Below are 17939 nucleotides of genomic sequence, written 5' to 3' on the forward strand. Positions count from 1 at the left end.
TTATTATGCGTACGGCCTTGAGTGCCCCGTCCCCGCACCCCTCGCGGCGATAGGGTCGGCAGGGCAGCGCAACATGATCGAACGAGGAGTAGGTGTGCCGGAGAGTGACGAGCCGACCCGGCTCTGGGGTGCGCGGTTCGCCGGCGGCCCGGCGGAGGCCCTGGCCCGGCTCAGTGTCAGCGTCCAGTTCGACTGGCGCCTGGCGCCGTACGACTTGCTCGCCTCCCGGGCCCACGCCCGCGTGCTGGCCAACGCCGGGTTGTTGAACGCCGACGAGCTGGGCCGGATGCTGGCCGCGCTGGACGATCTGGAGCAGGCCTGCGCCACCGGCGAGTTCCGCCCCACGATCGAGGACGAGGACGTGCACACCGCCCTGGAGCGCGGCCTGCTGGAGCGTCTCGGCGCGCTCGGCGGCAAGCTGCGCGCCGGCCGGTCCCGCAACGACCAGGTCGCCACCGACCTGCGGCTCTACCTGCGCGATCACGCCCGCGGGGTGGCCGTCGCGCTGATCGAACTGGCCGACGCGCTCACCGAGCAGGCGTCCCGCAACGTCGACACCCCGGCGCCCGGCCTGACCCACGTGCAGCACGCGCAGCCGGTCAGTTTCGGTCACTGGCTGCTGGCGCACGTCCAGCCGCTGCTGCGTGACCTGGAGCGCCTGCGGGACTGGGACGTGCGGACCGCGATCAGCCCGCTCGGCTCGGGTGCGCTGGCCGGTTCGTCGCTCCCGCTCGACCCGGCCGCCGTCGCCAAGGAGCTGGGCTTCTCGGCCCCGGCGGCGAATTCGATGGACGCTGTCGCCGACCGGGACTTCGTGGCCGAGTTCCTGTTCATCACCGCCCTGATCGGCGTCCACCTGTCCCGCCTGGGCGAGGAGGTGGTGCTCTGGACGTCCACCGAGTTCGGCTGGGTCGAGCTCGACGACGCGTTCGCCACCGGGTCGTCGATCATGCCGCAGAAGAAGAACGCGGACATCGCCGAGCTGGCCCGCGGCAAGAGCGGCCGGCTGATCGGTGGCCTGGTCGCGGTGCTGACCATGCTCAAGGGTCTGCCGCTGACCTACGACCGGGACATGCAGGAGGACAAGGAGCCGGCCTTCGACGCCGTCGACACCCTTGAGCTGCTGCTCCCGGCGCTGGCCGGGATGATCTCGACGATGACCGTCCGGGTGGACCGGCTCGCGGCCGCCGCCCCGGTCGGGTTCTCGCTGGCCACCGAGGTGGCCGACTGGCTCGTCCGGCGGGGTGTGCCGTTCCGGGACGCGCACGAGATCACCGGCAAGCTGGTGGCGTTGTGCTCGGCCCGCGAGTGCGAGCTGGACGATCTCACCGACGACGACCTGACGACGGTCAGCGACCACCTCGACCCGTCGGTCCGTGAGGTGCTGTCGGTGTCGTCGGCCCTGGCCGCGCGCAAGACGCCGGGGTCGACCGGGCCGGGGCCGGTCCGGGATCAGCTCGGGACGGTCCAGCACAAGCTGGACAACTGGCGGCAGTGGGCGGTGGAGAAGGTCGTTCCCCGCTGATCAAGCGCGGAGAGCGGGGCCGGCGACTGCCGGTCCCGCTTTTTGTGTCTGTGGTGGCGCGGGTCACACAGGAAAAGTTGCGAAGAGTGATGGCGAGCGGCGGCTGCGGTCACTCGCCGTTGCAAGAAGAGCGCATGTCCTTGCGGCCGTTGACCGAATACGTCGCGAGTTCCTGGAATCTTTCCGGGCATGCCGTCCCAACCTGCACCGACGCCATCCGCGCGAAGGAGTCCAAGAACACGCTCTCCCACTCACGTCCGCAAATTTGTCTCGCAGATCCTGCAAGAAGTTGCAGCAAGTTTCTTCAAGGAGCAGCGAACAGAAGGCGGTCGGGCTGGTCAGGCGGCCGGGGACTGGGCGGTCAGAGCGCGCCGCGCCGGCGCCATCGCCGTCGAGCTGCGCACCACCAGCTCGGGCCGGAAAAGGTACTCCGACCTGGGCGAACCGTGCCCGTTGATGTCGTCCACCAGTGACCGCACGGCGGCCACGGCCATGGCCGCCACCGGCTGGCGCAGGGTGGTCAGGGGCGGATCGGTGAACGCCATCAGCGGCGAGTCGTCGAACCCGATCACCGACACCTCGGTCGGAACGCTCATCCCGCGGCGCCGGGCGGCCCGGATCGCACCGAGTGCCATCAGGTCGGACCCGCAGATGATCCCGGTCGCGCCCTTGTTCAGCAGCCGCTCGGCGGCCACCTCGCCGCCCTCGACACCGAACAGGGTCAGCTCGACGAGATCATCCACCTCGGAGGCCGGAACGCCGAGTTCCCGCTGCATGGCGGCCCGGTACCCGGCGAGTTTGCGCTGCACCGGGCTGAACCGGTGCGGCCCGGAGATCATCCCGATGCGCCGGTGGCCGAGCGAGGCCAGGTGCCCGACGGCCAGGTCGCCGGCGAGCTGCTCGTCGCACGACACGAACGGCGCGTCGAGGCCGTCGGTGTGCCCGTTGACCAGCACGATCGGCAGCGGGCGGGCGATCAGGCGGTGGTAGCGCTCGACGTCCATGGTGGTGTCGGCGTGCAGGCCGGAGACGAAGACGATGCCGGAGACCTGACGGTCGAGCAGCATCTCCACGTACTCGTCCTCGGTGACGCCGCCCGGTGACTGGGTGCAGAGCACCGGCGTGTACCCCTGCTGGGCCAGCGTCGACTCGATGACCTGCGCGAACGCGGGAAAGATCGGGTTGTCCAGCTCGGGCACGACCAGGCCGACCAGGCCGGCGCTGCGTTTGCGCAGCCGCTCGGGGCGCTCGTAGCCGAGCACATCGAGGGCGGTGAGGACCGCCTGCCTGGTTTCCGGGGAGACACCGGGGCGGTCGTTGATGACGCGAGAGACCGTCGCCTCGCTGACCTGGGCTTGACGGGCGATGTCCGCCATCCGTGCGCGCATGTTGCCACTGTAGTGCCGTGCTGTTTCCGGCCAGCGCCCTGCAAGCCCTTCCATTGACTGCAAGAGCTTGCTAACGTCCCCGCAACAAGGACGACACCTTACCGATCCTGTGGGCGCCGAGCTATGTCCGCGCCCTGGTCATCCCTTTTAAAGCGCTGAATCCGTATAAGAACGGGAGCTTCACCATGCGCATCCGCACTGCCGGAGTGATCGCGGCCAGCATGCTCTGCCTGGTCGGCGCCGCCGCCTGTGGCGACAGCAAAGAGACACCCACCAGCAACCCGTCCGCCGAGAAAGCAGCAGCCGGCGGCGAGCTGGTGATCTGGGCCGACGACAAGCGCTCGGCCGCCCTCAAGCCGTTCGCCGACAAGTTCGGCGCCGAGAACGGCGTCACCGTCAAGATCCAGGCGATCTCCAAGGACCAGCAGACCACCTTCCTCACCGCCTCCCAGCAGGGCAGCGGCCCGGACGTGATGGTCGGCGCGCACGACTGGATCGGCAACCTGGTGCAGAACGGCGCCATCGACCCGGTCCAGCTGACCGACGAGCAGAAGACCGGCCTGCAGGCCGGCGCGCTCAAGGCGGTCACCTTCAACAGCCAGACGTACGGCGTTCCGTACGCCACCGAGAACATCGGCCTGATCCGCAACACCGACCTCGCCCCGGCCGCCCCGGCCACCATGGAGGACCTGGTCGCGGCCGGTAAGAAGCTGGTCGCCGAGAAGAAGGCGTCGGAGATCCTCTGCCTGCAGTCCGGCCCGACCGGCGACGCCTACCACGCGTACCCGCTGTACGCCTCGGCCGGCGGCTACCTGTTCGGCACCACCGCCGGCGGAGACTACGACGCCAAGGACGTCGGCGTCGGCAAGCCGGGCTCGGTCGCCGCGTTCGAGAAGCTGCGCGCGCTGGGCGAGAAGGGTGACGGCGCCCTGAAGCGCTCGATCACCCCGGACAACGCGGTCGCCACCTTCACCGGCAAGAAGTGCGCGTTCCTGGTCTCCGGGCCGTGGGCGACCGCGGACGCCAAGAAGGCCGGCATCAAGTACGACATCACCGCCGTCCCGCCGTTCAAGGGCGGCAAGGAGGCCACCCCGTTCCTGGGCGTGCAGACCTTCTACGTGGCGTCCAAGGGCAAGAACAAGGCGTTGGCCCAGGAGTTCGTCACCAACTACGTGACCACCCCGGAGCTGGCCGTCGCGCTCTACCAGGCCGACCCGCGCCCGCCGGCCCTGACCAGCGCCCTGGACCAGGTCAAGGGCACCGACCCGGACGTGGCCAAGTGGGCCGACGCCGGTAAGAACGCCATCCCGCTGCCGGCGATCCCCGAGATGGCCGCCATCTGGGAACCGTTCGGCAAGGCCGAGGCCGCCGTCATCGGTGGCGCCGACGCCAAGTCGACGGTCGACGCCGCGGCCAAGACCATCGCGGCCGCGATCAACAAGTAATGACGACACTGCTCGAAGGGCCCGCCACGCGGGCCCTTCCCGCCCCGCAGGAGAAGACCACCTCGGCGCTGGGCCAGGCGATCCGGATCGTCCTGCTCGGGATGGTCGTCGCGATCGCCGTGTGGGCCGCGTTCCCCCTGGTGGAGGGCGGGTACTGGGCCGGCCTGGGCCTGCTGGGGGCGGCCACGGCCGGGCTGCTCTACCTGTACGTCACGCCGCGGCACGTCCCGGCCAAGTACCTGGTCCCGGGCACGATCTTCCTGGTCGTGTTCCAGATCTTCCCGGTGCTCTACACGGCGAGCACGGCGTTCACCAACTTCGGGGACGGCCACCGCGGCACCAAGGCCGAAGCGATCACCGCCATCCAGACCGCTTCGGTGACCCGGGTGCCCGGCTCCACCGAGTACCAGCTGAAGATCATCACCAAGGGTGACGCGCTGGCGTTCCTGATCACCGACCCGAAGAGCGGGCAGGTGTCGATCGGTGACGCCGACGGGCTGAAGCCGGCCGACGCGAACCCGCCGGCGGGCTGGACCGTGCTCACCGCCGGGCAGGCGAGCGCCCGCAGCAAGGAGATCACCGACTTCGCGGTGCCGACCGGCACGGGTGCCATCCGGTCGTCGGGGCTTTCCCGCGCGTACGAGGGAAAGGCTGTTCGTGCTTTTGATCCTGAGACGGACAGCATCCGGGACACCACCACCGGGAAGGTGTGGAAGGCCGACCCGGCGATCGGCTCGTTCGTGGCCGGGGACGGCGACCGGCTGGCCCAGGGCTGGAAGGTCGGCGTCGGACTGTCCAACTTCACCCGGGTGCTCACCGACGACACCATCGCGTCGTCGTTCCTGGGCACGCTGATCTGGGACTTCCTGTTCGCGATCGGGTCGACCGGGGGCACGTTCCTGCTCGGCATGTTCTGCGCGATCGCGCTGCAGTCCACTCGCATGCGGTTCCGCGGCCTCTACCGGGTGCTGATGGTTCTGCCGTACGCGATGCCGTCGTTCGCGATGCTGCTGGTCTGGCGCGACATGTTCAACACCGACTTCGGCCTGATCAACAGCGTGCTCGGGATCCACGTCGACTGGCTCGGCACCCCGATCACCGCGCAGGTGGCGGTGCTGCTGGTGCAGCTCTGGCTCGGCTACCCGTACATGTTCCTGGTGACGACGGGTGCGCTGCAGGCGATCCCGGGTGAGCTGACCGACGCGACCCGGGTGGACGGCGCCGGGCCGTTCCAGGCGTTCCGCGCGGTCAAGCTGCCGCTGCTGCTGGTCGCGCTGACCCCGCTGCTGATCTCGTCGTTCGCGTTCAACTTCAACAACTTCAACGCGATCTACCTGACCACCGAGGGCGGCCCGTTCCCGGCCGACAACCCGAACGCGGGCGCCACCGACCTGCTCATCACCTACACGTACCGGCTGGCCTTCGGTGGGTCGGGCGCCCAGTACGGCTTCGCCGCGGCCATCTCGATCTTCATCTTCCTGATCGTGGCCGTGGTCTCCGCGGTGAGCTTCCGGCGCACCCGAGCGCAGGAGGAGGTCTACTCGTGAAATGGTTCCGTGACACCGGTTGGCGGCATCTGGTCGCGATCCTCGCCGTGGTCTTCTCGCTCGGGCCGATCCTGTTCGTGCTCTCGGCCGCGCTGAACCCGCTGGGCACGCTCTCGTCGAGCACCCTGATCCCGAGCGGGGCGTCGCTGGACAACTTCACCCGGTTGTTCTCCGACACCGACTTCCCGCACTGGTTCCTCAACTCGGTGATGATCGCCGGGCTGGCCAGCGTGCTCTCGATCTTCCTGTCCGCGCTGGCCGCGTTCGCGTTCAGCCGCCGGCGGTTCGCCGGACGCCGTACGGGATTGTTGTTCCTGCTCCTGATCCAGATGTTTCCGCAGTTCCTGGCCGTGGTCGCGCTGTTCCTGATCTTCTCGACGATCACCGACCTGTGGCCCGGGATCGGCTTCAACACCTGGTGGGGCATGATCCTGCTCTACCTCGGCGGGGCCCTGGGCGTGAACACCTGGCTGATGAAGGGGTTCTTCGACACGGTGCCGAAGGAGCTCGACGAGTCGGCGACGGTCGACGGGGCCTCGCACACCGGGATCTTCTTCAAGATCCTGCTGCCGCTCGTCTCGCCGATCATCGCGGTGGCCGGCCTGCTGGCCTTCATCGGCACGATCAACGAGTTCCTGCTGGCCAACCTGTTCCTGCGCGACGGCGCCTCGAAAACCCTCGCGGTCGGCCTGTACGGCCTGGTCCAGGGCTCGGACCGGAACACCAACTTCGGGATCTTCTGTGCCGGCACGCTGCTGACCGCGATCCCGACCGTCGGCGTCTTCATGTACCTGCAGCGCTACATCGTGGAGGGCCTGAGCGCGGGTGCGGTCAAGGGATAGCCAGATCGATCGGAATTCACGACACTCAATCTGCCTGCGAGACGTCCATCGAAAGGGTGCACCGTGGCATCGAGTAAAACGCGGATAGGGACCGCGCTGCTCAGCCTTCTCCTCCCACTGATCGCCGTCCCGGCCTCCGAGGCGGTGGCCGCGGCTCCGACGGAACCGAGCGCCGCGGTCATCGCGAACTGGGGCGCCGACCAGCCGCGCGGGACCGAGGAGCAGTACTACTTCGTCCTGCCGGACCGGTTCGCCAACGGCGACAGGTCCAACGACCAGGGCGGCCTGACGGGGGACCGGCTGGCCACCGGGTACGACCCCACCGACAAGGGCTTCTACCACGGCGGCGACCTCAAGGGCGTGATCGACAAGCTGGACTACATCCAGGGGCTCGGCACGACCGCGATCTGGCTCGCCCCGGTCTTCAAGAACCGTCCCGTGCAGGGCAGCGGCAGCGACATCTCGGCCGGCTACCACGGGTACTGGATCACCGACTTCACCCAGGTGGACCCGCACTTCGGCACCAACGCGGACCTGAAGCGGCTGGTCGCACTCGCGCACAAGCGGGGCATGAAGATCTTCCTGGACATCATCGTCAATCACACGGCTGACGTGATCAAGTACAAGGAGAACCAGTACTCGTACGTCGACAAGACGACCTCGCCGTACACGGACACCGAGGGGCAGCCCTTCGAGGACCGGAACTACGCGGCGGGCGGGAGCGGCTTCCCGGCGGTTGACGCCACGAGTTATCCCTATACGCCGGTTTTTCCGGACAAATCGGACGCTACGGTCAAGGTTCCGGCCTGGCTCAACGACGTGAACATGTACCACAACCGCGGCGACTCGACTTTCAGCGGCGAGAACAGCGAGTACGGCGACTTCTACGGCCTCGACGACCTGTGGACCGAGCGTCCCGAGGTCGTCCAGGGCATGACCAAGATCTACGCCGACTGGATCGGCTCGACCGGCATCGACGGCTACCGCCTGGACACGGTCAAGCACACCGACCTGGACTTCTGGCCGCAGTTCGCGGCCGGGATCAAGAAGGCGGCCGACAAGGCCGGCAAGAAGGACTTCTTCATGTTCGGCGAGGTCTACAGCGCCGATCAGGAGATCGAATCCACTTACGTACGGCAGGGTGAACTCCCGGCCACGCTGGACTTCTCCTTCCAGGCCGCGGCGCAGGCGTTCGTCACCGGCGCCGGCAACGCCACCGGGCTGTCCGACGTCTACGCCAAGGACGACCTGTACACCACCGCGACGACGAGCGCCGAGCGGCTGCCGACGTTCCTCGGCAACCACGACATGGGCCGGATCGGCTCGTTCATCGCCGCCGCCTCGACCGCGGACACCCAGCTCAAGCGGGACCAGCTGGCCCACGAGCTGATGTTCCTGACCCGCGGGCAGCCGGTCGTCTACTCGGGCGACGAGCAGGGCTTCACCGGGCCGGGCGGCGACAAGGACGCCCGTCAGGACATGTTCGCCAGCAAGTCGGCCGACTATCTGGACGACGACCTGATCGGCACCGACCGCACCCACGCGGTCGACAACTACAACACCTCGCACCCGCTCTACCAGGCGATCTCGTCCCTCGCGAAGCTCCGCAAGGCGAACCCGGCGCTGGTGGACGGCGTGCAGACGACCCGCTACGCGGCCGAGGGGGCCGGGGTCTTCGCGGTCTCCCGGATCGACGCGTCGAAGCGGAACGAGTACGTGGTCGCGGCCAACAACGCCACCACCACGCAGACGGTCAGCTTCGCGACGTCGTCGCCGGGGGCCCGGTTCACCGGGATCTACGGTGGGGCCGGCGCGGTCACGGCCGACGCGACCGGGCGGATCACGGTCACCGTGCCGGCGCTGTCCACCGTCGTACTCAAATCGGGGTCGGGAATTGCCACGTCGTCGGCAGCGCCGACCGTGACCCTGAAGCCGGCCGCCGGCACCTCGGTGGCGACACGGACCGAGCTGACCGCGGAGACCACCGGCGACCCGCTCGCCACGGTGACGTTCGCGGCGCAGGTCGGCAGCGGTCCCTGGAAGCTGCTCGGCACCGCCGACAAGGCGCCCTACCGGATCTACCACGACCTGGACGGGCTGGCCGGCGGCACCGCGGTGAAGTACAAGGCGGTGGTGCGCGACAGCAGGGGCCGGCTCGCCTCGTCGTCGACGAACATCACGGTGGGTACGGCGGTGGCACCGTCCACCGTCGGCTACGCGATCGTGCACTACCAGCGCCCGGCCGGCGGCTACGACGACTACGGCCTCTACACCTGGGGCGACGTCGACCCGTCGATGTCCACGACCTGGCCCGACGGGCAGCCGTTCGTCGGCGAGGACGCGTACGGCCGTTTCGCCTACGTGAAGCTGGCGCCGAACGCCAAGAGCATGGGTTTCATCGTGGTCGGCAAGGACGGCGTCAAGGACACCGACGCCGACCGCTCGCTCGATCCCACGAAGAACCCGGAAGTCTGGTTGAAGCAGGGCGATCCGACGATCTACACGACCCCGCCGGCCGTGACGCCGGACCAATCGAAAGCGGTCATCCACTGGCGTAAGGCGGACGGCAACTACGACGGCTGGGGGCTGCACGTCTGGGACGGCGCGGCGACCGGCACCGACTGGGGGAGCCCGCTCAAGCCGACCCGGATCGACTCCTACGGCGCGGTCTTCGAGGTTCCGCTGGCCGACGGCGCGACCGCGCTGAGCTACATCATCCACAACGGCGACACCAAGGACCTGCCGACCGACCAGAAGCTGGACCTCGCCTCGGCCGGGCACGAGGTGTGGCTGCTCGCCGGGCAGGAGACGCGACTGCTTCCCCTGGTCAAGGCCGCGGGCGGCACCGGCTCGACCGACCTGACCAAGGAGTCGGCGGTCTGGATGGACCGCTCGACGATCGCGTGGCAGACCGGCACCGGCACCACGCTGCAGGAGGTCGGCGCCGGCACCGACGGCAAGGTCTACGACCTGGTGTACTCGCCGACCGGTGGGATCGGCGTGGCCGACGGCCAGCTGACCGGTTCCTATCAGTCGGTCCGGCTCAGCTCGCGGCGCAACGGCTTGACCGAGGCGCAACGGGCGAGATTCCCCAACCTCTGGCAGTACGGGGCGTTCAAGCTCGACGCCCGCAACGTCGCCGACATCCTGCGCGGCCAGGTCGTGGTCACCGAGCGGGACGCGGCCGGGAAGCTGCTCGCGGCGACCGGGGTGCAGACCGCGGGCGTGCTCGACGACGTCTACTCGGCGGCGACCGATGCTGATCTGGGCTACGCCGACGGCCGGGTCTCCGTCTGGGCTCCGACGGCGCGCGGCGTCGAGCTGGAGGTCTACGCCGCGGTCGGGTCGAGCGCCGTTCTCAAGCCGATGACCAGGGACAACCGGACCGGCGTGTGGTCGCTGGCGGTTCCCCGGGGTGACTACGGCAAGTACTACAAGTTCCGGGTCACCGCCTGGCAGCCGGCTGTCGACAAGATCGTGACGGCGTCGGTGACCGATCCGTACTCGGTCGCTCTCTCTACCGATTCGAAGCTCAGCCAGTTCCTGAACCTGTCCGATCCCGCGCTGGCCCCGGCCGGCTGGAGTTCCCTGAAGAAGCCGGCCGCGACCGCGCCGGCCAAGATTCAGATCCAGGAGCTTTCGGTACGGGACTTCTCCATCGCCGACACGTCGGTGCCCGCCGCCCAGCGGGGCACGTACGAGGCCTTCACGGGTTCCTCGGCCGGCATGAAACACCTGACCGAGCTGGGGAAGTCCGGCGTCACGCACCTGCACCTGCTGCCGGTGTTCGACTTCGCGACGATCCCGGAGAAACGGGCCGACCAGGCTCAACCGGCGTGCGACCTGACGTCCCTGCCGCCCGATTCCGATCAGCAGCAGGCCTGCGTCGGGGCGGTCGCCGCGACCGACGGCTACAACTGGGGCTACGACCCGCTGCACTACACGGTCCCGGAGGGCGGCTACGCGGTCGACCCGGACAACCGCACCAAGGAGTTCCGCTCCATGGTCGCCGGGGTCAACAAGGCCGGCCTGCGCGTGGTCATGGACGTCGTCTACAACCACACGTCGGCCGCCGGCGTCGACGACAAATCGGTGCTCGACCAGATCGTGCCCGGCTACTACCAGCGGCTTCTCGCCGACGGCACGGTGGCCAACTCGACCTGCTGCGCCAACACCGCGCCGGAGAACGCGATGATGGGCAAACTGGTCGTCGACTCGATCGTCACCTGGGCCGAGCAGTACAAGGTCGACGGATTCCGCTTCGACCTGATGGGTCACCACCCGAAGGCCAACATCCTGGCCGTCCGCAAGGCGCTGGACAAGCTCACCCTCAAGCACGACGGCGTGGACGGGAAGAACATCTACGTCTACGGCGAGGGCTGGAACTTCGGCGAGGTGGCCGGCAACGCCCGGTTCGTCCAGGCGACGCAGGCCAACATGGCCGGCACCGGGATCGGCACGTTCAACGACCGGCTCCGGGACGCGGTCCGCGGCGGCGGCCCGTTCGACGACAACCCGCGCGTCCAGGGCTTCGCGTCGGGGCTGGCCGACCAGCCCAACGGTGACGCGGTGAACGGTGACGCCGCTTCGCGACGGGCGCGGCTGTTGCACTACCAGGACCTGATCAAAGTCGGTCTGACCGGGAACCTGAAGGACTACTCGTTCACCGACTCGTCGGGCAACGTCGTCACCGGATCGCAGGTCGACTACAACGGCTCACCGGCGGGTTACACCGCCGCGCCGGACGAGGCGATCACCTACGTGGACGCGCACGACAACGAGATCCTGTACGACGCCATGACGTACAAGCTGCCGCAGGCCACCACGGCCGCCGACCGGGCCCGATCGCAGTCGGTGGCGCTCGCCACCACCGTGCTCGGGCAGGGCGTCGGGTTCACCGCGGCCGGCAGCGAACGGCTGCGCTCGAAGTCGCTGGACCGGAACTCGTTCAACTCGGGGGACTGGTTCAACGAGATCGGATGGGACTGCACCCGGGGCAACGGCTTCGGCAAGGGGCTGCCGCCCGCGGCCGACAACCAGGCCAAGTGGCCGTACGCGAAACCGCTGCTGGCCGACCCGGCCCTCAAGGCCGACTGCGCGGCGATCAATCTGGCCGACACCCGCTACCAGGAGTTGCTGCGGATCCGGAAGTCGTCGCCGGTGTTCGGACTGGCCACCGGTGCCCAGGTGCAGAAGCGGGTGGCGTTCCCGCTCTCCGGAAAGGACGAGACACCCGGCGTGATCACGATGACGCTGGACGCCCGCGGCCTGGACGGCAAGTGGAAGTCGATCACCGTGGTCTTCAACTCCACGGCCTCGGCCGCCACCCAGAAGGTGTCGTCGCTGGCCGGCGCCCGGGTGTCGCTGCACCCGGTCCAGGCGGCGTCGGCCGACCCGGTCGTCCGGACCGCGTCGTTCGCCCCGGCGACCGGCACGTTCACCGTCCCCGCCCGTACCGTCTCGGTCTTCGTCCAGAGCTGACCACTCTCCGGAACCCCGGCCCCGCTCACCCGTTTCAGCCCGGGAGGGCGGGGCCGGCCGGGGGTTTGCGCCGGCGGCGACGGGCGGCGACCGCGGCCGGGTCGACGTCCGGGTGGGTCCACTGCTCGGCCAGGCGCAGGCTCGTGTCGCGGCCGCTGGCCACGTGCTCGTGGGCCAGGGCGGCCGCCTTCTCGGCGTCGCCCGCCTCGAACGCCTCGTAGAGCTCCTCGTGTTCCGCGCACTGGCGGGCCGGGTCACGCTGGGCGGTCAGCCGGAACAACCAGTGGGTCCGCGCCTGCAGGGGCCGCATCAGTGAGCTGAGCAGCGGATTCGCCGACAGTTCGACGATGTCGGCGTGGAAACCGGCGTTGGCCGCGGCGATGCCGGCCTCGTCCCCGGCCGCGGTGGCGGCCCGGGCCGCACTCAGCCGCTCCCGCAACCGGGCCAGGCCGGTGTCGTCGCGGCGTTCGGCGGTGAGCCGCGCGGCGAGCGCTTCCAACGATTCCCGGACGTCGAACAGATCCCGTACGTCCGCGGGGGTGAACGGCGCCACCAGAGCGCCCTTGTTCGGAACCTGGAGCACCAGACCGTCGGCCTCCAGCAGGCGCAACGCCTCACGCAGCGGGATCCGGGACACCTCCAGCTCGGCGGCCAGGTCCCGCTCGACCAGCCGCTCGCCCGGAGCCAGTTCGATGGTCAGGATCCGGCGGCGGAGTTCCTCGTACGCCCGGTCGCGCAGTGATGCCACGTGCGGCCCCTTTCGTGTCGCGCTCCCACCCTAATCGGGTGTGCGAGTGCTAACCGCGAGCTAACAAGCGTGAAACAGGGCGCTCCGAGACTGTCCTCCGTAACGGTATACCACTAACTTCCCCCGGAGGCGTTCTGATGACGCGTACCGTTCCCCTTCTCGCCCTGGCCGCGGCCCTGTCGATCGCCGGCTGCTCCTCGCCCGGCTCCACACCCGACTCGTCGACGCCCGGCGCGGTGAAGGTCGGCGTCCTGTTCCCCGGCTCGCTCTCCGACGACGGCTTCATGGAGTCGGCCCACCTCGGCTACCAGCGCGCCGAGAAGACGTACAGCGGAAAGGTCACCCTGAGCAAGGCCGAGCAGGTCGCCACCGCCGACTACGAGACCGCCCTGGTCCGCTTCGCGAGCACGTCCGACCTGGTGATCTCGCTCGGCGGGCAGACCGACGCCGCGGTCCGGCTGGTCGCGCCGCGCTTCCCCAAGGTCAAGTTCGTCGAGATCGGTGGCCCGGCCGACGGCAAGCCGCTGGACAACCTGGCCCTCTACGACCCGCAGCAGGCCCAGGCGGCCTACCTCGCCGGCGCCGCGTCCGCGCTGCTCAGCAAGACCAAGAAGGTCGGTTTCGTGGGCGGCGCCGAACTGCCGGCCATCGTCAACGCGGCCGAGGAGTTCGGCCACGGTGCCACCGCGGCCGACCCGTCCGTGCAGGTCCTGGCCCCGCAGTACGTCGGCGACTTCAACGACGTGGCCAAGGCCAAGCAGTCCGCGCTGGCCGACTACAGCGCCGGGGCCGACGTGCTCGGCCAGATCGTCAACCTGGGCAAGAAGGGCATGTCGCAGGCGGCCACGCAGACCGGGACCACGCTGATCGGCGGGCCGATCGCACACGACTGCGGGGCCGACTCCGCGTACGCCGGATTCGTCAGGACCGACATCGGGGCCGAGATCGAATACGCGATCGAGCACCTGACCGCGGAAACCTGGAAGGCCGAGAACGTCAAGTTCGGCCTGACCGCGGAGAAGCCGCAGAACGACATCACGCTCTGCACGGCCGACCCCGCCGTCCAGGCGAAACTCGACGCGATCAAGGCGGACGTGGCGTCCGGGAAGACCGCCACGCTGTGACCGCCCTGGAGATCACCGGCCTGACCAAGGTGTACGGGTCGGTCCGCGCACTCGACGGCGTCGACCTGAGCGTCGAAGCCGGAACCGTGCACTGCGTGCTCGGCGAGAACGGCGCCGGAAAATCAACCCTCTGCCATGCGGTGGGCGGTTCGGTCACGGTTTCCTCGGGATCAATGCAATTATTCGGTACGGCGTTCTCCCCGCGCCGTCCGAAAGAAGCCCTGGTCGCCGGGGTGGCGATGGTGCATCAGCACTTCAGCCTCGTGCCGACGCTCACCGTGGCCGAGAACCTGCGCCTGCTCCGGTTGCGCGACCTCCCGTCCCGGCTGGACCGGCTGGCCGACGAGTTCGGACTCCGGGTCCCGCTGGACACCCCGGTCGGTGATCTCCCGGTCGGCGCCCGGCAGCGCGTCGAGATCGTCAAGGCGCTCCTGCGCGAACCCCGCCTGCTGGTCCTGGACGAACCCACCGGCGTGCTCGCCCCGGCCGAGGTGGACGCGCTGCTCACGACCTGCCGCAAACTCGCCGACGCGGGCCGCGCGGTGGTCCTGGTCACCCACAAGCTGGGCGAGGTGGCCCGTGTCGCCGACGTGGCGACGGTCCTGCGCCAGGGCCGCGTGGCCGGCTCGGGCCTTACCGACCTGAGCCCGTCCGTGCTGGTCCCGCTCATGATCGGCCGGCCGGCGGACTCACTCGCTCCCGTCCTCGCCGGTGCTCTCGGCCTCGACGAAGCCTCACGCCCCACTTCGGGGCGTCCCTCGGCCGAAGTTTCGGACCGGGTGGCTCTTCGGATCAGGGGGCTTTCGGTGCGCGGCGCCGGGGGCGGGCTGCTTCTCGATGACGTCGGGCTCGACATCGCGGCCGGGGAGATCGTCGGCGTGGCCGGGGTCGAGGGGAACGGGCAGTCCGAGCTGATCCACGTGCTCAGCGGTGCGACGGCCGCGGACTCCGGAACCGTCGAACTGGCCGGTGCGGACATCACACGGGCCGGACCCGCACGACGGACCGCGGCCGGACTCGGAGTCGTACCCGAGGACCGTCATCACGAGGGCTGCCTGCCGCCGCTCGACGTGGCCACCAACCTCTACCTCGGACGGCTGCGCGAGTTCCGGCGGCATCGGATCCGGCTGGACCGGCGGCGGATGCGGTCGGCCGCCGCCGCGACGATCGCCGAGCACGGCATCAGCGCGCCCGGCCCGGACGCCCCGATGTCCGCGCTGTCCGGCGGCAACCAGCAGAAAGTCGTGCTCGCCCGGGAACTGGCTCTCGATCCGCTGGTCTGCCTGGCCGCGGCCCAGCCGACCCGCGGTCTCGACGTGGGTGCGGTCGACGCCGTCCTCACCCGGATCCGCGCGGCGGCCGCTTCCGGGGCGGCGGTCCTGATCATCTCCAGCGAACTGGGGGAACTGCTGGCGCTGTGCGACCGGATCGTCGTCGCCTACCGCGGAACCCTCTCCGAGCCGATCGACACGGCCGACCCGGACGCCCACGACCGCATCGCCCACCTGATGCTCGGCACCACCCGCGCGCCTGGCGCCACCGATGTGGTCGACGCCACCGACGCGGTCGATGTCACCCACATGGTCGGCGCCGCGCGCACGGTCGGCGAGGCGTGCTCCGGGGACGTGGTCGCGTGACCGCGGTGGTGACCGATTCGGATCGGCGGCCGGGGGCGGCCGTGCTGCGGCATCCGCTTGCCGTTGCGGCCGGTGCGGCCGTGGTCGCGGCCGTGGTCGGACTGCTGCTCGCGGCCGGCGCCTGCACCTCGCCCGCCACGGCGGTTTCCGCACTGGCCGAGGGGATGGCCGGAACGCCGTACGCGATAGGCAGTTCTCTGAATTCCGCCGCCGTCCTGGCTCTGATCGCCGTCGGGTTCACCGTCGCCTACCGGGCCGGCCTGGTCAACGTGGGTGGAGAAGGCCAGCTCAGCGTCGGTGGCGTGGCCGGCGCGGCGGCCGGACTGGCCCTCCCGGAGTCCGTACCGGCCTGGCTCGGCGTCCCGCTCGTCCTGCTCGCCGGCTTCGCGGCGGGCGCGGCCTGGGCCGGGATCGCCGGCCTGCTCAAGGCCCGTCGCGGAACCAGCGAGGTGATCACGACGCTGCTGCTGAACTTCGTCGGGGCCGGGCTCGTCGCTCTCAGCGTCCACGAGGAATCCCTGCTCAGGCAGCCGATCACCTCGGCCGAGACACTGCCGCAGTCCGCGCCGCTGCCGGTCGGCGCCCGCCTCCCGCTGATCGGCCCGATCACATCCCCGGCCACCCTGATCGTCCCGCTGGCCGTGGTCGCCGCGGTGATCACCGCGCTGGTCCTCCGGCACACCGCGACCGGGCTGCGCCTGACCGCGATCGGTCACTCGACGGCGGCCTCGGCCCGGCTCGGACTTCCGGTCGGGCGGCTCGAGGTCGGCGGGCTGGCCGTCGCCGGTGGCCTGGCCGGGCTGGCCGGCGCGGCCCTGGTGGCCACCGCCCCGTACGTTCTGGCCGAGCATTTCACCTCCGGCTACGGGTTCGCCGGGCTGGTCGTCGGCCTGCTCGCCCGGGGTTCGCTGACCGCCGTGCTCGGGGCGGCACTGCTCTTCGGCGCGCTCACCAACGGCGGCATCAACCTGCAGCTGGCCGCGGGCGTACCGGCGGCCTCGGTGCAGGTCGTCCAGAGCCTGCTGGTCCTGCTGATCGCCGCGGCCATGCTCTGGACCCGCCCGGAAGGGACGCGATGACCGCCGTACTGGAAGAAATCGTCTCCGGAGGGGTGCGACTGGCCGCGCCTCTGCTGCTCGCCTCGGCCGGAGAATTGATCAGCGAGCGGGCCGGCGTCCTCAACCTCAGCGTCGAGGCGATGATGCTGACCGGCGCGTTCGCCGGCGCGGCGGGCGCGATGATCACCGGAAGCGCCGTCGCCGGTGTGGTCTGCGCCCTGGTCGCGGGCCTGCTGGTGGCCGCCCTGCAGGCGTTGCTCAGCGTGACCCTGCGCGCCGACCAGATCGTCACCGGCATCACCGCGAACGCCCTGGCGCTGGGCGCCACCACATACGGCGCCCGGCTGCTCTTCACCGGCGGTGACACTCTGCCCGGCTTCGACCCGCTGCCGATCCCCGTACTGTCCGGGATCCCGCTGGTCGGGCCGGCACTGTTCGAGCAGACGGCGCTGGGCTACCTCGCCTTCGTGGTCGCGGCCGGCCTGGCCGTCGGACTCGGGCGCCGGACCTCCTGGGGGCTCGCGGTCGACGCGACCGGCGAGGACGCGGTGATCGCCGACCGGTTCGGGCTACCGGTACGTCTGATCCGCTACTGCGCCGTCCTGCTGACCGGCGCGACGGCGGGCCTGGCCGGGGCCGACCTCGCACTGGCCGAAGTGCACACGTTCAGCGACAACATCACCGGTGGCATCGGCTACCTGGCCGTGGTCGCGGTGATCGCCGGGCGGTGGCGGGCGTGGCCGACGATGCTGGCCTGCCTGTTCTTCGGCATCGCCCAGTCGCTGCAGTTCGCGGCGCCCGCGGTCGGCGTCCACCTGCCGGCGGCGGTGCTGGTCACCCTTCCGTACGTGATAGCTCTCCTGGCCGTGAGCGGCCTGGTCGGTCGAAGCCTCTCCCCGTCCTCTCTCACCGTCCCCTTCACCCGCTGACCCGCTGACCCGCTGACCTACTGACCTACTAATCCGCTGACCCGCCGCCCGCTTACCCGCCGCCCGCTTACCCGCCGCCCTGCCGAGCCGCCGCCCTGCCGAGCCGCCGCCCTGCCGAGCCGCTGGCCCGCCGGCCTGGCTGCCTTGCCCTCCTCGGCTGGTTCTCGGGGGTGCCTCGCGCACGTTGAGGCACCCCGAGAACCAGCCGGGACCTC

General features: G+C 70.0%; 11 protein-coding genes. 9 read left to right on the top strand and 2 right to left on the bottom strand.

What is annotated here, in order from left to right; genetic code table 11:
- The first annotated feature begins 73 nt into the window (after nucleotides 1-73).
- Entirely contained in the window at nucleotides 74-1525 is a 1452-nt protein-coding gene (argH, locus tag ACSHV8_RS51550) for an argininosuccinate lyase (protein WP_436528005.1), read from the top strand.
- A gap of 338 nt (nucleotides 1526-1863) precedes the next feature.
- Here the strand turns inward: argH and ACSHV8_RS51555 are convergent, their stop codons facing one another.
- Nucleotides 1864-2913 (bottom strand): LacI family DNA-binding transcriptional regulator, encoded by a 1050-nt coding sequence (locus tag ACSHV8_RS51555; RefSeq protein ID WP_436528007.1) that lies wholly within the window; start codon nucleotides 2911-2913, stop codon nucleotides 1864-1866.
- Nucleotides 2914-3098: 185 nt separating this feature from the next.
- Between ACSHV8_RS51555 and ACSHV8_RS51560 the strand changes: the two genes are divergently transcribed.
- The 4 genes from ACSHV8_RS51560 to pulA all read left to right on the top strand — a co-directional run bounded on the left by ACSHV8_RS51560 (nucleotide 3099) and on the right by pulA (nucleotide 12228).
- Nucleotides 3099-4358 carry a sugar ABC transporter substrate-binding protein gene (locus ACSHV8_RS51560; RefSeq protein WP_436528008.1) on the top strand — a complete coding sequence of 420 codons (1260 nt, stop codon included), beginning with the start codon at nucleotides 3099-3101 and terminating at the stop codon, nucleotides 4356-4358.
- Nucleotides 4358-5905: an ABC transporter permease subunit gene (locus ACSHV8_RS51565; protein ID WP_436528010.1), complete on the top strand. Its 1548-nt coding sequence runs from the start codon at nucleotides 4358-4360 to the stop codon at nucleotides 5903-5905. Before ACSHV8_RS51560 ends, ACSHV8_RS51565 begins: the two co-directional genes overlap by 1 nt.
- Nucleotides 5902-6747 (top strand): sugar ABC transporter permease, encoded by an 846-nt coding sequence (locus ACSHV8_RS51570; RefSeq protein WP_436528012.1) that lies wholly within the window; start codon nucleotides 5902-5904, stop codon nucleotides 6745-6747. Before ACSHV8_RS51565 ends, ACSHV8_RS51570 begins: the two co-directional genes overlap by 4 nt.
- 63 nt (nucleotides 6748-6810) lie before the next feature.
- The gene (pulA, locus tag ACSHV8_RS51575) at nucleotides 6811-12228 is read left to right on the top strand and encodes a pullulanase-type alpha-1,6-glucosidase (protein WP_436528014.1); all 5418 of its coding nucleotides are present in this window, start codon (nucleotides 6811-6813) and stop codon (nucleotides 12226-12228) included.
- A gap of 34 nt (nucleotides 12229-12262) precedes the next feature.
- Here pulA and ACSHV8_RS51580 read toward each other — a convergent pair whose 3' ends face one another.
- Nucleotides 12263-12976, bottom strand: coding sequence for a GntR family transcriptional regulator (locus tag ACSHV8_RS51580; protein WP_436528016.1), 714 nt, complete (start codon nucleotides 12974-12976; stop codon nucleotides 12263-12265).
- A gap of 137 nt (nucleotides 12977-13113) precedes the next feature.
- On the opposite strand from ACSHV8_RS51580, the gene ACSHV8_RS51585 reads away from it, so the two are divergent.
- Genes ACSHV8_RS51585 through ACSHV8_RS51600 form a run of 4 tightly spaced genes read left to right on the top strand, consistent with a single transcriptional unit; the run spans nucleotide 13114 to nucleotide 17724 of the window.
- Nucleotides 13114-14100: a BMP family ABC transporter substrate-binding protein gene (locus ACSHV8_RS51585; protein WP_436528018.1), complete on the top strand. Its 987-nt coding sequence runs from the start codon at nucleotides 13114-13116 to the stop codon at nucleotides 14098-14100.
- Complete coding sequence (locus ACSHV8_RS51590; protein WP_436528020.1) at nucleotides 14097-15737, top strand: ABC transporter ATP-binding protein; 1641 nt, start codon at nucleotides 14097-14099, stop codon at nucleotides 15735-15737. Before ACSHV8_RS51585 ends, ACSHV8_RS51590 begins: the two co-directional genes overlap by 4 nt.
- A complete protein-coding gene (locus ACSHV8_RS51595) occupies nucleotides 15734-16816 on the top strand; it encodes an ABC transporter permease (protein WP_436528022.1) in 1083 nt (360 codons plus the stop codon). Before ACSHV8_RS51590 ends, ACSHV8_RS51595 begins: the two co-directional genes overlap by 4 nt.
- Nucleotides 16813-17724: an ABC transporter permease gene (locus tag ACSHV8_RS51600; RefSeq protein ID WP_436528024.1), complete on the top strand. Its 912-nt coding sequence runs from the start codon at nucleotides 16813-16815 to the stop codon at nucleotides 17722-17724. Before ACSHV8_RS51595 ends, ACSHV8_RS51600 begins: the two co-directional genes overlap by 4 nt.
- Nucleotides 17725-17939: the final 215 nt, after the last annotated feature.

The organism is Actinoplanes sp. HUAS TT8, assembly GCF_051380535.1.
In the GTDB taxonomy this organism is placed as follows: domain Bacteria; phylum Actinomycetota; class Actinomycetes; order Mycobacteriales; family Micromonosporaceae; genus Actinoplanes.

Bases quoted from the DNA above. Each gene is read 5' to 3' on its own strand.
- argH (WP_436528005.1), top strand. From the start codon at position 74: ATGATCGAACGAGGAGTAGGTGTGCCGGAGAGTGACGAGCCGACCCGG.
- ACSHV8_RS51555 (WP_436528007.1), bottom strand. From the start codon at position 2,913: ATGCGCGCACGGATGGCGGACATCGCCCGTCAAGCCCAGGTCAGCGAG.
- ACSHV8_RS51560 (WP_436528008.1), top strand. From the start codon at position 3,099: ATGCGCATCCGCACTGCCGGAGTGATCGCGGCCAGCATGCTCTGCCTG.
- ACSHV8_RS51565 (WP_436528010.1), top strand. From the start codon at position 4,358: ATGACGACACTGCTCGAAGGGCCCGCCACGCGGGCCCTTCCCGCCCCG.
- ACSHV8_RS51585 (WP_436528018.1), top strand. From the start codon at position 13,114: ATGACGCGTACCGTTCCCCTTCTCGCCCTGGCCGCGGCCCTGTCGATC.
- ACSHV8_RS51600 (WP_436528024.1), top strand. From the start codon at position 16,813: ATGACCGCCGTACTGGAAGAAATCGTCTCCGGAGGGGTGCGACTGGCC.